Annotated in this window: 15 protein-coding genes; 8 read left to right on the top strand and 7 right to left on the bottom strand. The window is 67.4% G+C overall.

From position 1 onward, the window contains the following. Positions 1-5 precede the first annotated feature (5 nt). Entirely contained in the window at positions 6-1469 is a 1464-nt protein-coding gene (locus tag QOD90_RS30700; protein WP_526356239.1) for a protein adenylyltransferase SelO, read from the bottom strand. A gap of 66 nt (positions 1470-1535) precedes the next feature. Between QOD90_RS30700 and QOD90_RS30695 the strand changes: the two genes are divergently transcribed. Further along, the gene (locus QOD90_RS30695; protein WP_526356237.1) at positions 1536-2570 is read left to right on the top strand and encodes an alcohol dehydrogenase catalytic domain-containing protein; all 1035 of its coding nucleotides are present in this window, start codon (positions 1536-1538) and stop codon (positions 2568-2570) included. Here the strand turns inward: QOD90_RS30695 and QOD90_RS30690 are convergent. Then, positions 2560-3171: a TetR family transcriptional regulator gene (locus QOD90_RS30690; RefSeq protein ID WP_526356235.1), complete on the bottom strand. Its 612-nt coding sequence runs from the start codon at positions 3169-3171 to the stop codon at positions 2560-2562. The two genes, QOD90_RS30695 and QOD90_RS30690, sit on opposite strands and share 11 nt — an antisense overlap. An 84-nt stretch (positions 3172-3255) precedes the next feature. On the opposite strand from QOD90_RS30690, the gene QOD90_RS30685 reads away from it, so the two are divergent. Next, complete coding sequence (locus QOD90_RS30685) at positions 3256-4404, top strand: aromatic ring-hydroxylating oxygenase subunit alpha (protein ID WP_526356233.1); 1149 nt, start codon at positions 3256-3258, stop codon at positions 4402-4404. A 35-nt stretch (positions 4405-4439) separates the two neighbouring features. Further along, a complete protein-coding gene (locus tag QOD90_RS30680) occupies positions 4440-5228 on the top strand; it encodes a CDP-diacylglycerol diphosphatase (protein WP_526356231.1) in 789 nt (262 codons plus the stop codon). A 4-nt stretch (positions 5229-5232) separates the two neighbouring features. Here QOD90_RS30680 and QOD90_RS30675 read toward each other — a convergent pair whose 3' ends face one another. Both QOD90_RS30675 and QOD90_RS30670 read right to left on the bottom strand, forming a co-directional pair. Next, on the bottom strand, positions 5233-6126 hold the full coding sequence (locus QOD90_RS30675) for a LysR family transcriptional regulator (protein ID WP_526356229.1): 894 nt from the start codon (positions 6124-6126) through the stop codon (positions 5233-5235). 32 nt (positions 6127-6158) lie between these two features. Then, positions 6159-7088 (bottom strand): alpha/beta hydrolase, encoded by a 930-nt coding sequence (locus tag QOD90_RS30670; protein WP_526356228.1) that lies wholly within the window; start codon positions 7086-7088, stop codon positions 6159-6161. 189 nt (positions 7089-7277) lie between these two features. On the opposite strand from QOD90_RS30670, the gene QOD90_RS30665 reads away from it, so the two are divergent. Continuing rightward, a complete protein-coding gene (locus QOD90_RS30665; protein WP_526356226.1) occupies positions 7278-7832 on the top strand; it encodes a sigma-70 family RNA polymerase sigma factor in 555 nt (184 codons plus the stop codon). On the opposite strand, the gene QOD90_RS30660 is transcribed toward QOD90_RS30665, so the two are convergent. Both QOD90_RS30660 and QOD90_RS30655 read right to left on the bottom strand, forming a co-directional pair. Next, positions 7829-8827 carry an alpha/beta fold hydrolase gene (locus QOD90_RS30660; protein ID WP_526356224.1) on the bottom strand — a complete coding sequence of 333 codons (999 nt, stop codon included), beginning with the start codon at positions 8825-8827 and terminating at the stop codon, positions 7829-7831. The genes QOD90_RS30665 and QOD90_RS30660 overlap by 4 nt on opposite strands. A gap of 81 nt (positions 8828-8908) precedes the next feature. Beyond that, on the bottom strand, positions 8909-10405 hold the full coding sequence (locus QOD90_RS30655; RefSeq protein WP_526356222.1) for a potassium/proton antiporter: 1497 nt from the start codon (positions 10403-10405) through the stop codon (positions 8909-8911). 123 nt (positions 10406-10528) lie between these two features. On the opposite strand from QOD90_RS30655, the gene QOD90_RS30650 reads away from it, so the two are divergent. Further along, positions 10529-11257, top strand: a complete 729-nt coding sequence (locus QOD90_RS30650; RefSeq protein WP_526356220.1) for a potassium channel family protein — start codon at positions 10529-10531, stop codon at positions 11255-11257. Here QOD90_RS30650 and QOD90_RS30645 read toward each other — a convergent pair. Continuing rightward, positions 11254-11565 carry a hypothetical protein gene (locus QOD90_RS30645; RefSeq protein ID WP_526356218.1) on the bottom strand — a complete coding sequence of 104 codons (312 nt, stop codon included), beginning with the start codon at positions 11563-11565 and terminating at the stop codon, positions 11254-11256. The two genes, QOD90_RS30650 and QOD90_RS30645, sit on opposite strands and share 4 nt — an antisense overlap. Positions 11566-11607: 42 nt before the next feature. On the opposite strand from QOD90_RS30645, the gene QOD90_RS30640 reads away from it, so the two are divergent. The 3 genes from QOD90_RS30640 to QOD90_RS30630 all read left to right on the top strand — a co-directional run. Then, positions 11608-12555, top strand: a complete 948-nt coding sequence (locus QOD90_RS30640; protein ID WP_526356216.1) for an ankyrin repeat domain-containing protein — start codon at positions 11608-11610, stop codon at positions 12553-12555. Between the two features lie 27 nt (positions 12556-12582). Further along, positions 12583-12714, top strand: coding sequence for a hypothetical protein (locus QOD90_RS30635; RefSeq protein WP_526356214.1), 132 nt, complete (start codon positions 12583-12585; stop codon positions 12712-12714). 103 nt (positions 12715-12817) lie between these two features. Then, positions 12818-13593, top strand: a 776-nt coding sequence (locus QOD90_RS30630; protein WP_526356212.1) for an acyl-CoA dehydrogenase family protein, incomplete at its 3' end; no start/stop codon positions are given.

Here is a 13593-nt window from a genome sequence, read left to right as displayed (position 1 = left end):
CAAGCTTAGGTCCCGCAGAAGGTTTGGTAGGGCCCGAAGTCGTCGGGCGCCGGGGCGGTGAACCGTTCGAGGCCCGGCCGTTCGTGGTACGGCGACGTCGTCGCCTGCAGAAGTCGATCGAGCGGGCCGAGATCGCCGGAAGTCGCCGCGGCGAGTGCTTCCTCGACGAGATGGTTGCGCGGGACGTAGACGGGGTTCACCCGGTCCATGGCGTCGGCGTCGGGGCCAAGACCCCGCCAGCGCCCAAGCCAATCGTCGAAGGCCGCGAGGTCGACGAAAAATCCGCGGGCGGGCTCGGCGTCTCCGCGAGCGGCCGTGCCGAGGTGGCGGAAGAACGAGGTGTAGTCGACGTGGCTCTGTTCGAGTTGCGCGAGGAGATCCGCGGCCAAGGATGTCGCCACCTCTTCATCGCCGCCCTCCGGCAGCCCCAGCTTGGCCCGCATGCCAAGCGACCAGGCGGTCTCGTAGGCCGAACTGAAGCCGTCGAGTGACTGCACCGCGAGGTCGACGGCGCGCTGCTGATCGTCGGCGAACAGCGGCAGAAGTGCTTCGGCGAAGCGGGCCAGGTTCCATTGCGCGACGACGGGTTGGTTCGCGAAGGCGTAGCGACCCGCGTGGTCGATGGAGCTGTACACCGTCGCCGGGTCGTAGGCGTCCATGAAGGCGCACGGCCCGTAGTCGATCGTCTCCCCGGAGATCGTCATGTTGTCGGTGTTCATCACGCCGTGGATGAATCCGACGAGCATCCATCGAGCCACCAGGGACGCTTGCGCGGCGACCACCGATTCGAACAGCGCCAGGTAGGGCTGTTCGGCTTCGGCGACGTCGGGATGGTGCCTGGCGATCGCATGGTCGGCAAGGCGGCGCACCAGCTCGAGGTCACCGGTGGCGGCGGCGTACTGAAAACTCCCGACGCGAAGATGGCTCGTCGCGACGCGAGCGAGCAGGGCGCCTGGCAGAAGCGTGTCGCGCTGTACCGGTTGACCGGTCGCGATGACGGCCAGGGATCTGGTGGTCGGGATTCCCATGGCGTGCATCGACTCGCTCATGACGTACTCGCGCAACATCGGACCGACCGCCGCCAGCCCATCGCCGCCGCGGGCGAACGGTGTGCGCCCCGAACCCTTCAGATGGAGATCGCGAAGGCGCCCATCGGTGCCGACGAGCTCGCCGAGCAGCAGGGCGCGGCCGTCGCCGAGGCGGGGGACGAACCCGCCGAATTGATGTCCGGCGTACGCCTGCGCCACCGGTGTCGCTCCCGTCGGCACGGCCGCTCCGACCAAGAACGCCAGGCCGTCCGCGCTCCGAAGCCACGACGAGTCGAGGCCGAGTTCGCCTGCCAGCGATTCGTTGAGCGCGAGCAGCCGCGCATCGGGGGCAGCGGAGGCTTGCCATCGGATGGCCATCTCCGGCAGCTCGCGGGCGAAGCGGTCGCCAAGGACGACTGTCGAAACCGGCGCGGTGCTCACCACTCCCAGAGTACGGATTCACGATCTCCCCGCAGGCTCGGCGGAACGGGCAGTAGCGTCTGCCGGATGCACCACGTCGTCATCACCGGTCCTGGCGCCGTCGAGGTGCGCGAAGCGCCCGATCCGGTTCCGCCTGGATCGGACGGAGCGGTGGTCGGCGTCGAGTCGACCGCCATCTGCGGCTCGGATCTGCACTTCTACGACGGCGATCTACCGGTGGGCGATGGTGTGGCCGTTGGCCATGAATTCATCGGCACCGTCCTCGAAGTCGGCCCAGATGTGTCGAACGTGCGGGTCGGTGACCGCGTCCTGGCGGCCTCGGTGACCGGGTGTGGAACGTGCGACGGGTGCGCGACGGGCAATCCGGTCACGTGTGCGCGCGGAATGCAGATCTTCGGGTCGGGGGTGCTCGGCGGTGGTCAGGCAACGGCGGTTGCCGTGCCGCATGCCAACTTTCAACTCCTACCGATCCCCGACGGCGTGGACGACGAGGCAGCGCTGCTGCTGACGGACAATCTGTCGACCGGCTGGATCGGTGCGAAGAAGGCCGACATTCCGCCGGGTGGAACGGTCGTCGTGATCGGCCTCGGTGCGGTCGGATTGTGTGCCGTCCGCGCCGCCTTCGCGCAGGGGGCAGGCACGGTTCTGGCCGCCGATCCCGTGGCGGGCCGGCGTGCCCTTGCCGTCGACTCGGGGGCGACCGCCCTCGACCTCCCGACCGTTGCGGCGGTGCTCGAACACACCGGTGGCCGAGGGGCCGACAGCGTCATCGACACCGTCGCCTTGGACGTCACGCTCAACGACGCGCTGGCCTGCGTGCGCGCCGACGGCACGGTGTCCGTCCTCGGCGTGCACGATCTCAATCCCTATCCGCTGCCGATCCTGATGGCGTTGATCCGCAACCTGACCCTGCGCATGACCACCGCGCCGATCCAGCAGACGTGGACCGACCTGGTGCCGTTGGTGACGAGCGGATCGCTGCGCACCGACGGCATCTTCACCCACGGCTTCCCGCTGTCCGAGGCGGCCGACGCGTATGCCGCGGTGGCGGCCCGAAGCCCGGAATGCGTGAAGGTGATCCTGAAGCCGCCTACGTCTTAGCAGTCAGCCGGGGAGCAGTCAGCCGGGGGCTGGTGGCGGTCAGCATGGCCGCCAACATGTGCACGATCTCCTCTTGATCGTCGGCCCTCGTGCCGCCCTGGGCCGTCCGTTCGTGCTCGGCGGCGAGGGCGAACATCGCCGTGGCGACGGCGGCGACGCGGCGGCGACGGATCCTGCGATCGGTGACGGGCACCGCATGCGACAGCGCATCCAGTACGCGCGGCCAGGCGGTCTCGGCCGAATCGTGCGGCTCGGTTCTGAGTCGCGTCGCGACGACCTGGAGGAATCGTGCGTAATGCGTGGCTTCCAGGCGCAGCAGGGGGAGGACGAGGATGCGCATCAGGGCGTGCACGTCGCCGGCCTCGTCGGCATGTAGCTCGCCAAGCATGCGTTCGCGCTCCCGCTCCATTGGCAGCAACCTGCGGGCCACGACGGCGTCGAGCAGGTCCTGCCTGGTGCGGAAGTGGTAGTTGACCGCCGAGTTGTTCCGCTGGCCCGCGGCCTGCGCGATATCGCGCAGCGGAACCTCGAAACCGCGCTCGGCGATGAGCCGCTCGGCGGCGTCGAGCAGCGCGTCCTTCGATCGGGAACCACGGTCCACGAAACGCATCCTAGGCGTTCCCTATCGCAAATTAAGCGCATGTGCTTAACTCGGTTGTCGGCCAGCCCGCCGGAAGGATGCACGATGACTGCTGCTGAACAGGTCCGCGAGATCGACGCTGGCACCCCGATGACGCGATTCGCCAGGGGGTGGCACTGCGTCGGCCTTGCCGATTCGTTCCGTGATGGCGAGCCTCACGGGATCAATGCCTTCGGCACCCGGCTGGTGGTGTTCGCCGATCCCGACGGCGAGATCCACGTCCTCGACGGCTACTGCAGGCACATGGGCGGCGACCTGTCGATGGGCACGATCAAGGGTGACACCCTGGCGTGCCCCTTTCACGACTGGCGCTGGCAGGGCTCGACCGGCCGCTGCGTAGAGGTGCCCTATGCCCGCCGGACCCCGCGTCTGGCCCGCACGCGAAAGTGGCTGTGCCAGGAGGTGAATGGTCAACTACTGGTATGGCACGACCCGGAGGGTTCGACACCGCCCGCGGAGCTGACGCCACCGACCATCGAGGGCTACGACGAGGGTAGGTGGTCGCCGTGGAGCTGGAACTCGATCCTCATCGAGGGTTCCCACTGCCGCGAGATCGTCGACAACAACGTCGACATGGCCCACTTCTTCTACATCCACAAGGCTTATCCGACGTTCTTCAAGAACGTGATCGAGGGCCAAGCCGCCACTCAGTTCATGGAGTCCAAGGCCCGCCCCGACACCACGGCGAACTTCGAAAGCCTTTGGGAGGGAACGAATCTACGGTCGGAGGCGACCTACTTCGGGCCCGCCTACATGATCAACTGGTTGCACAACGACGTCGCGCCCGACTTCACCATCGAAGTGGCGCTGATCAACTGTCACTACCCCGTCACCCAGAACTCGTTCGTTCTGCAGTGGGGCGTCGCCGTGCAGAAGATCGAGGGACTGCCGGAGGACAAGGCCGGGCGGCTGGCCGAGACGCTCAGCAAGAACTTCGGTGAGGGCTTCCTCGACGACGTCGAGGTGTGGAAGCACAAGACCAGGATCGACAACCCGCTGCTGACCGAAGAGGACGGCGCGGTCTACCAACATCGTCGGTGGTACGAGCAGTTCTACGTCGACGTCGCCGACGTGACCGATGACATGGTGAACCGGTTCGAGCTCGAGGTCGACACCACCCACGCCTACGGCGTATGGCAGCAAGAGGTCAACGAGAACCTTCAGCGGCGGGATGCCACCTTGTCGACGAGCTGAATCGGCGGCGCCGGACAACCAGTATCGTTTCCGCGATGCCTCTGTACCGCACCCGGTTTGCCGCGCTGCTCGCGGCGCTGGCGCTGTCAGTCACGACGGCGGGAGTGGCTCGAGCGGACGGTGACCCAAGCGCGCTGTGGCACATCGTCGATGGTCAATGCGTGCCGGATCAGCTCGCGCACGAAGATCCGGCGCCGTGCGCGGAGGTCGATCTCAACGGCGGTTCCGCCGTCCTCAAGGACCTCGTCGGCGCCACGCAGTTCCTGCTGATCCCGACCGAACGCAGCTCTGGCATCGAAGATCCGGCGATCCTGGCCCCCGGCGCGCCGAACTACTTCGCCGCGGCGTGGCGCGCGCGATCATTCGTCGATGAGCGGGCCGGCTCGACCCTGCCGCGGGAGTGGCTCAGCCTCGCGATCAACTCGGCGTTCGCCAGGTCGCAGGATCAACTCCACATCCACGTCGACTGCGTGCGCCCCGACGTGCACCAGGCACTGACCGAGCACGCCGCCGCCGTCGGTCCGAACTGGGCGCCGTTCCCGGTCCCGCTCGCCGGCCATCGGTACGACGCAATGTCGGTCAGTGGCGACGATCTCGACGGGAGCAATCCATTCGTGCTGCTGGCGGACGGCGTGGCCGGTGCTCGCGACGACATGGCCGCGCGGACGCTCGTCGTGGTGGGGTCGGTTGGAGCCGACGGCCACCCAGGGTTCGTGGTCCTCACCGACCGCGCGGACGCCGCCACCGGAGACCAAGCCGAGGGCGAGCAGCTAGAGGACCACGATTACTGCCAACGACTGGCCGCCGCCGCGCCTGGCAAGTGACGCCCTACCCGGGATCGGCGGCGGCGTCGAGCAGCATCGAGGCCAGCCTCGCCGCCGCCGGGCTGGTGTTCTGTGGTCGCGGTTTGGCCAGGTGGATCTGCCAGTTGATCGGCACCGCCAGTTCGATGGCCACCAGGTCCGGGAAGCGGACGGCCTCGCTGGCCGGCATGAACGCCGTTCCGAGGTCGTTGCGGATGAGCGCCGCGGCGACCGTGTAGTCGGCGGGCACTTCGTACGACGTCCGTGCCGTCGCCCCGGCGGCGGCGAACGCATCGTCGATCATTCGCCGGATTCCGAACCCCTCGGGGAAGCCGACGAGGTCCTCGTTGGCGAGGTCTTCGATCAGCACCCGGTCGGAGCCGGCGAGTCGATGATCGGGCCGGCAGGCGAACACCATTGCCTCCTCGGCGATCACGTGCATGTCGATACCCGGTGGAAGTCGGGTCGGGGCCGACACCAGCGCGAGATCGAGCGAGCCGTCCGCTATCGAGGACATGTATGACGAGGATCCGGTCTGGCTGAGCCGCAACGCTATTCGAACGAACGGGTGCGCTGCGTGAAATTCACCGAGCACCTTCGCGACGTCGAGCTTGCCGAAGGTGACCAGCGAACCGAACTCGACCGTTCCGGTCAGATGTCCCCGATAGTCACCGAGCGAGTCCTTGGCGAGGCGGGCGGAGTGAAGCAGATGACGGGCGTGCTCGCGGAGCCGTTCACCCGCCGGGGTCAGACGGATCTGCTGGCGCGAACGGTCGAACAACTGCACCGCCAACTCGTCCTCGAGCTTCTTGATGGACGTCGAAAGCGCTGACTGCACGACGTGGACCCGCTGGGCGGCGCGGGTGAAGCTCATCTCGTCGGCCACTGCGATGAAGTATTCGAGTTGCCGCAGCTCCATCCGCACGAAGTTATCAGTCGAACAGATGCTGCTCACGTCGTCCGATCGATCTCTGCGATGTCGGTGTGGCGGGTGACGTACTCCGCGATCAGGGCATACATCCGCTGGGTGACCTCGGTCGCGTCGCTCATGATGTTGTACCCGTGGTCGACGCCCGGCACGTCGTGATAGCCGGCGAGTGACCCGACGGCGTCGAGACCGTGTGCGTACGCCGCGGCTTCGTCCCGCAGCCGGTCGTACTCGGCGGTGATGACGAGGGCCGGTGCGATGCCGTGGAGGTCGATGCCGTTGGCTCCCCACGCCGGGGACGCGAGCGGATCCCGTCGCTGGCCGACGTCGGGGAGGTAGGCGGTGTCGAAGACCTCGCTCATCCACGGCCGCAACACCGCCCGTGATCCCAAGGGGGTTGCCTTGGCCGCGGCGTTCGTGACTAGGTCGAGTGGCGCGTAGTGCAGCACCTGAAGTCTTACCTCGGGGCCACCGTTCTCGAGTGCGAGTCGCGACGCTGCGGCGGCGAGATTTCCACCCGCGCTCTGGCCGCCGACGCACAACCGGGCGCCATCCCAGTCGTGCTGGTCCGACGACGCCCACTTCAAGACGTCGTAGATCTGCTCGACCGGGGCGGGAAAACGTCGCCGAGGCGCGAGGACATAGTCGGTGTTGATCACGACGACGTTGGCGTTGGCCGCAAGATAACGACACCACGGATCGTCCTGCTCGCGGTGGCCCACGACGAACCCGCCGCCATGCACGTTCACGTACACCGCCGGTGGCGTCGGTGCCGGTGACGGTGGGCGGTAGACCGTCGCCGCAACGTCACCGTGGCGGGTGGGTATCGCGACGACCGCGGCGTGCCCACTGATTTCGCCGAAGCGGACACCCGGTTTGGCGGCGGGTCTGATGGCGGCGGCGAACGCCAGGGCCACCGCGTCGGCCACCAGTCGGTTGGACAGGATCGACAAGGGTCTTCCTCTCGAGTTGTACTCCGCTTGGTGAAACGCCATTGAACACGGATCGATTCGTGGGGCGGCCGAGGACTTCGTCATCTCCCGAATCGATGACATCGATCAAAAACAATCGTTGGACTCGATATGACCCGCGTTGATCTCATGAAGGGACCAGCCCCCAGCCCCCTAGCCGAAGTGAAGACCATGACGACGATCGACGAGCACCGCACCTTCGAGCGAGAAGCGCTTCCATTGCGCGACGAATTGGGCCGCGCAGCGCTGCGCTACACGCACAATGCCCACGACGCCGAGGACCTCGTCCAGGAGACCTTCGCGAAGGCGTGGGCGGGGTTCGGCTCCTTCGATCCAGGGACGAACCTTCGGGCGTGGATGTTCCGGATCATGGTCAACGCGTGGATCAGCTCGCACCGGCGCTCGGAGCGGCGACCCCGCGAGACCCTGACCGAGTCGTTCACCGACGCCCAACTCATGGCCGAATCTCGTCGCTTCCACACGGCGCCGTCGGCCGAGAGCCAAGCGCTGCTGCTCCTGCCGGACGGTGAGCTGCGGCGCGCGTTCCAGACCCTGCCCGCCACATTGCAGTCGGTGGTGTACTACGCCGACATCTGCCAGCTGGCGTACCGGGAGATCGCCGACGTCGAGCGAATCCCGTTGGGCACCGTCATGTCTCGGCTACACCGCGCCCGTCGCCAGCTGCGCTCGGCGCTGATGGGTGACGCGAGTCCGTGCGCTGCCTAGGTCCAGCCCGCGACCTCGATCACGGCGTCGGCGAACTGCTGTGGCGCCTCCTGTGGCACGTTGTGCCCGATGCCGTCGAGGATGCGATGCGCGTAGCGGCCGGTGAACTGTTGCCGGTAGGACGTGCCGTCCTTCGCGGGCCCGTCGAAGTCACTGGACACCGTGATCGTCGGCACCGTGATGACGGGCCTGGCGGCGAGGCGACGCTCGAGATCGTCGTACTGAGGTTCTCCGGGAGCCAGGCTCTGGCGCCACCGATAGTTGTGGATCACGATCTCCACGTGGTCGGGGTTGGCGAAGGCCGCAGCGCTGCGGTCGTAGGTGGCATCGTCGAACGACCAAAGCGGTGAGGCGTTCTTCCAGATCAACTTGTTGAAGTCGTGCGTGTTCTGGCGGTAGCCCGCCTCCCCGCGATCGGTCGCGAAGTAGTACTGATACCACCAGCCGTACTCGGCCTGCGGTGACAGCGGTGCGCGGTTGGCCTCCAGATTCACCACCAGGTATCCGCTCACCGACACCAGAGCACGGCAGCGCTCCGGCCACAGCGCCGCCACGACGTCCGCGGAGCGCGCCCCCCAGTCAAAGCCTCCGACAACGGCTTTCGGAATCTCCAGCGCATCCATCAGGGCGATGGTGTCCTTGGCAACCGCAGCCTGCTGCCCATTGCGGACCGTGGCGTCGGACAAGAATCTGGTGCTGCCGAAACCACGAAGGAACGGAACGATGACCCGGAAGCCGCGAGCAGCCAGCAGCGGCGCCACGTCGACGTAACTGTGAATGTCGTAGGGCCAGCCGTGGAGCAGGATGACAGGTGGGCCGTCGGCTGGACCGTCCTCGGCGTAGCCGATGTCGAGCAGACCGGCGTCGACCTGCTTGATCGACCTAAAGGAGGTGTGCGCGGGCGCCGCGGTTGCCGGGGATGGCGCGCACGCGGCGACGGCCGTCCCTGCCGCTGCCAAGCCTGCCAGCACGGAGAACTGACGGCGATTCATCATGTTGCTGCCTTCGCATCTCGAGGTGTAGCTCCAATGTTCACCGGGTGTAACTCCGCAGGGGCCAGGCGAATTCACCACCCGCTATTCGGGCTCGCCGTACTCGTCGAACCAGTACGCGAGCTTGCCCCGCCTGCTGACGGCACGGAGCCTGCGCTCGGCGGCGGCACGCGTCTTCGTCGTGGTGACGATCAGCAGTTCGTCGCCTGCTTCGATGCGGGTGTCCGGAAGCGGGACGAAGGTGTGGCCGTCCCTGATGATCAGGGTGATCACACTGGGATCGGGCAGTCGGAGCTCGAGCACCGTGACGTTGTGCAGCCGCGAGGTCGGCCGCACCGTCAGCGTCAGCAGTTCCGCTTCGAGGACGTCGAGCGGCGCGGCCTCGACGTGGATCTCGCGCGTGGAGTCGCGAGGGATCAGGCGTAGGGCGTGCGCGAGTGGGCGCAGGCTGGGGCCCTGGATCAGGGTGAAGACGACGACAAGCATGAAGACGACGTTGAGCAGGCGGTTGCTGTCGGGCACGCCAGCGACGATCGGGAACGTCGCCAACACGATCGGCACCGCGCCGCGCAGACCTGCCCACGACAGGAAGACCTTCTCGCGGAACGGGACGTTGAAGCCGGCGAGCGAGCCCACCACCGAAAGTGGTCGCGCGACCAGGAGCAGAACCAGCCCGATGACGAGCGCGGGCACGATGTCCGCCGCGAGTTCGCTGGGATCCACCAGCAGGCCGAGGAGGACGAACAGACCGATCTGCGCCAGCCAGCCGAGCCCTTCGGCGAATGACCGGGTGGCCGACCGGTGCGGAAGTCCCGAGTTCGCGAGTACCACCGCAGCGAGGTAGGCGGCGATGAACCCGCTGGCGTGCACGGTGCCCGCCGCCGCGAACGCCACGATGCCAAGCCCGAACGTCCCGATCGGATACAGCCCGGACGCGGGCAGGGCGACCCGCCGCAGCGCCAGAGCCCCGAGGAATCCGCAGCCAAGTCCGATGGCGGAGCCGGCCAGCAACTCGTACACCAGGTCGGCGATGGCGCTCTCCGGTTCGAACACGAAGGGCACCGCGCTGAACATGAGCACGAGGATGACCGCTGGCGCGTCGTTGAAGCCGGATTCGGCTTCCAGTAGCCCGGCCACTCGCCGAGGCAGGGGCAGCACGCGCAGAACCGAGAACACCGCCGCCGCGTCGGTGGACGAGACGATGGCGCCGAGCAGGAGGGCGAGCTGCCAGTCCATCCTGAGCAGCAGGTGCGCGCCGGCGGCGGTGACGACCATGCTGATCACCACGCCGATGGTGGCCAGTGCGCCGGCGGGCGCGAGCACCTTGCGTATGTCGGCGAAGCGCGTCGTCAAGCCGCCCTCGACCAGGATGACGGCCAGTGCGGCCGTGCCGATGTTCCTGGCGAGCTCGACGTCGTCGAACTGCAGACCGAGGCCGTCCTCACCGAGGACGACGCCGACGAGGAGGAAGAGCAGCAGGCTGGGAAATCCGACGCGGGTGGCCACGCGCGTCCCGACGATGCTGGCGAGCAGCACGAAGCCACCGATCAGCAAAGCCAGGTACAGCTCGTGCAGGCTCAATTCGTCCCCGTTCGGACGTCTTGGATGACGTGGTCGTGGCGGCCAACGACCAGGTGCGCCAGCCGGAGTGTGCGGTCAGTATTTCAGTTGGATGGTCGCTGAGTGTCAGGTGCGGCACCGCGGATGGACGAAGATGGACCCGTGGTGGAGCGAAAGACACGCATCGGGATCGCCGGCGCAGGCAACGTCGGCCGCTCCGTCGCGCAGGAACTCCTCGACAACGGTCACAAAGTGCTGCTGATCGAACGCGAACGCCGCAAGTTCGAACCACACGTGGTGCCCGAGGCGGACTGGCTCTTTGCCGATGCGTGTGAGGTGGCGACGCTTGAGGAGGCGGGCGCGGAGACGTGCGACGTTCTGATCGCCGCCACCGGTGACGACAAGGCCAACCTCGTCGTCGGCCTCCTCGCCAAGTCGGAGTTCGGCGTGCCACGGGTCGTCGCCAGGATCAACGAGATCCGGAACGAATGGCTGTTCACCCAGGCCTGGGGTATCGACGTCGCGGTCTCGACTCCCGGCGCGATGGTGGCAGGAGTCGAAGGCGCCATCGACGTTGGCCACCTGGTGCGCTTGATGGGGCTCCGGCAGGGCCAGGCGGATCTGGCGAAACTCACACTGCCCGAAGACAATCCGCTGGTCGGTCAGCGAGTGGGTGACCTCGACCTACCGCCGAACACCGCCATGGTCACGCTCGTTCGCGGCGGACGCGTCATCGTGCCCACCCCGGACGACGTGCTCGAGGCAGGTGACGAGATGTTGTTCGTCTCGGACAGTTCAGTGGAGAGTTCGATCAGAGCCGCCATCCACGGCGCCGAACCCGTTCGGGCGCTGAAGGACCGGTACGGCTTCTAACGCAGCCGCTTGAGCGCCCGCATCAACGCCACCACGGGCGGCGAGGCGCCGATGGCCGGGGCGACGAACAACCATGCCCAGAGCCATCCCGGCGCGACACCACCGTCGGAGTACGTGGCGATGATGGTCAGGACGCCCTGCGCGATCAAGAACGGGCCGAGCATGATCAGCCCGGCGAACCCGACCGCGACGCCGCCCTCCCACCGCATGGAGTCGTCGGGTGAATCGGCGACACTCGTCGCCATCACGCCGACCGCCAACGCGATGCCAACGCCAAGGACTAGCGCGACGATGTCCACGACTGGCACCCGTCGATTATCCATGGCAACTCCGTCGGCGAGGATGGTGGAGTGCAAGGGTTGGCCGAGTACCAGGAGCCGTACACGCGAGTCGTGGTGTCGCGCGATGGAGACGACCTCGTCTTCTGGTCGGACTTCGACGACAACGGCCGCTCGATCGTGAGCGAGACCCGCATTCCAACGGCGAACTACGTGGCAAAGGGCGAGGGGCCGTGGCCGTGGTACGACCTCGGCGACCGCAGGGCCGGCGCCCTGCTGGTTCTCGACGCGCTCGGAGTCGGGCCTCGGCCGTGGACGGAACCCCTTGCGCCAGAGGTGCTCAAGCTCTTCGATACCGCGCAACACGGCTGGGCGTCGATCGCCGACCGGCTCGCCGCTGGCCTCGATCCCGATTCGCTCGATCCCTGCGGGGCGACGCCCCTGTGGTACGCCGTGCGTGCGCTCGACCACCACGCCGCACTGGTTCTGATCGACGCCGGTGCGGACGCGGGTCGGCGAATCGAGTTGTCGGCGCGGGGCGAACGGTTCACGACCATCCTTCACGAGATCGTCCTCCTCGGCCGAACGCTGGCCTTGGAACGGCTCCTGAGCAGAGGCGTGACCCCCTCGCTCCTCGACTCCGACGGGGCGACGCCGATGCATCGCCTCGACGAGCGGTCCGACCATCTCAACCCCGAGCTGACCAGAATGCTGAGCGCCGCAGGGGCCGACGTCAATGCGTCGACGACCAGCGGTCAGCGACCGATCGAGGCGGCCGCCCAGCGGATCCTGCCAGGCACCGTCGCGGCGATGCTCGAGCTCGGAGCCGAGCCCGCGAAGGCGCTGACCGCGCTCCTCGGTTGGTGGGCGGCGAACGTCCGCTGGGCGGGCTACCGCGCGGGTGAAGTCGTCAACGTCATCGAATGCCTGCGCGCGGGGGGCGCCGTGGTCACCGCGCGGGACCACGAGCTGGCCACCGAGGCGGGCGTTTCCGCGGTCGTCGCCGTGCTGGATGCCTAGGCTGGAGCGAGACCGAGGGAGGGCCCGTTGACCGCCATCATCGCCATCTCGGTGGGACTGCTACTCGGTGTCGGTCTCGTCGTCAGCCAGCTCGTTCGCCTCAAGGAGTGGTTGGGCAAGGCTCCTCCCGAGGAGCCGCCCGACGTGAAGGAGCCCTGAGCCCGAAGCCGGCCAACTTCGCCAACAGTGGACAGTTCGTCAAATCTGTCAACTGCCGTCCGATGACGGAGGTAGCGTCTCGGCTTACGGACAGGAGGCTCGGATGACGGCGGTGACGACGACGCAGGGTGAGGTCGTGGCGAGGGCACGGGGAATGCGCGACCTGGTGCGGGCCGAGGCTGCCGAGTCGGAACGGCAGCGCACGATGTCCGCGCCGATCGTCGAGGAGATGTGGGCCAGCGGCCTGATGTCGGCGTTCAACCCGGTGGTGGCAGGCGGGGCCGAACCGTCGTTCGCCGAGATGATCGAGACCTGGATCGAAATGGCTTGGCAGGACGGCTCGTTCGGTTGGACGGGAATCGCGAACCTGCCGTCGTCGTTCGCCGCGGCGACGTATCTCCCCGAGCAGGGCTTCGCGGAGGTGTTCGCCGCCAACGACAACCACGTCACGATGGGCGGACAGTTCGCGCCCAACGGGCAGGGCGTCGTCACCGACGGCGGCTACCGATTGACCGGGGCGTGGAGCTTCGGTTCCGGCACCGGACACTCGCAGTACGTCGCGGCCGGCTTCATCCCGATGGACGACGGGGAGATGCGCTGGATCAGCGAAGGCATCCCCGAGCTCCTGGTGGCTCTGCTGCCACGCGCCGAGGTGAACTTCACCGACGGCTGGAACGTGCAGGGCCTCAAGGGAACCGGATCCTACGACTACAACCTGGCCGACGTATTCGTGCCGGAGTACCGCACCTTCCGGCTGTTCACCACGTGTCCGCTGCGCGGCACGTCTCCCGCCGGGCGGATGGGCATGATGCCGGTGACGGCGGCGGGCCACGCCGGCTGGGCGCTCGGCGTCGCCAAGAGCATGCTCGACGACGTCCA

Source organism: Mycobacterium sp., from assembly GCF_032161845.1.
In the GTDB taxonomy this organism is placed as follows: domain Bacteria; phylum Actinomycetota; class Actinomycetes; order Mycobacteriales; family Mycobacteriaceae; genus Mycobacterium.
Note: the sequence above shows the minus strand (reverse complement) of the source record. Positions and strands in the feature narration are given on the sequence as shown.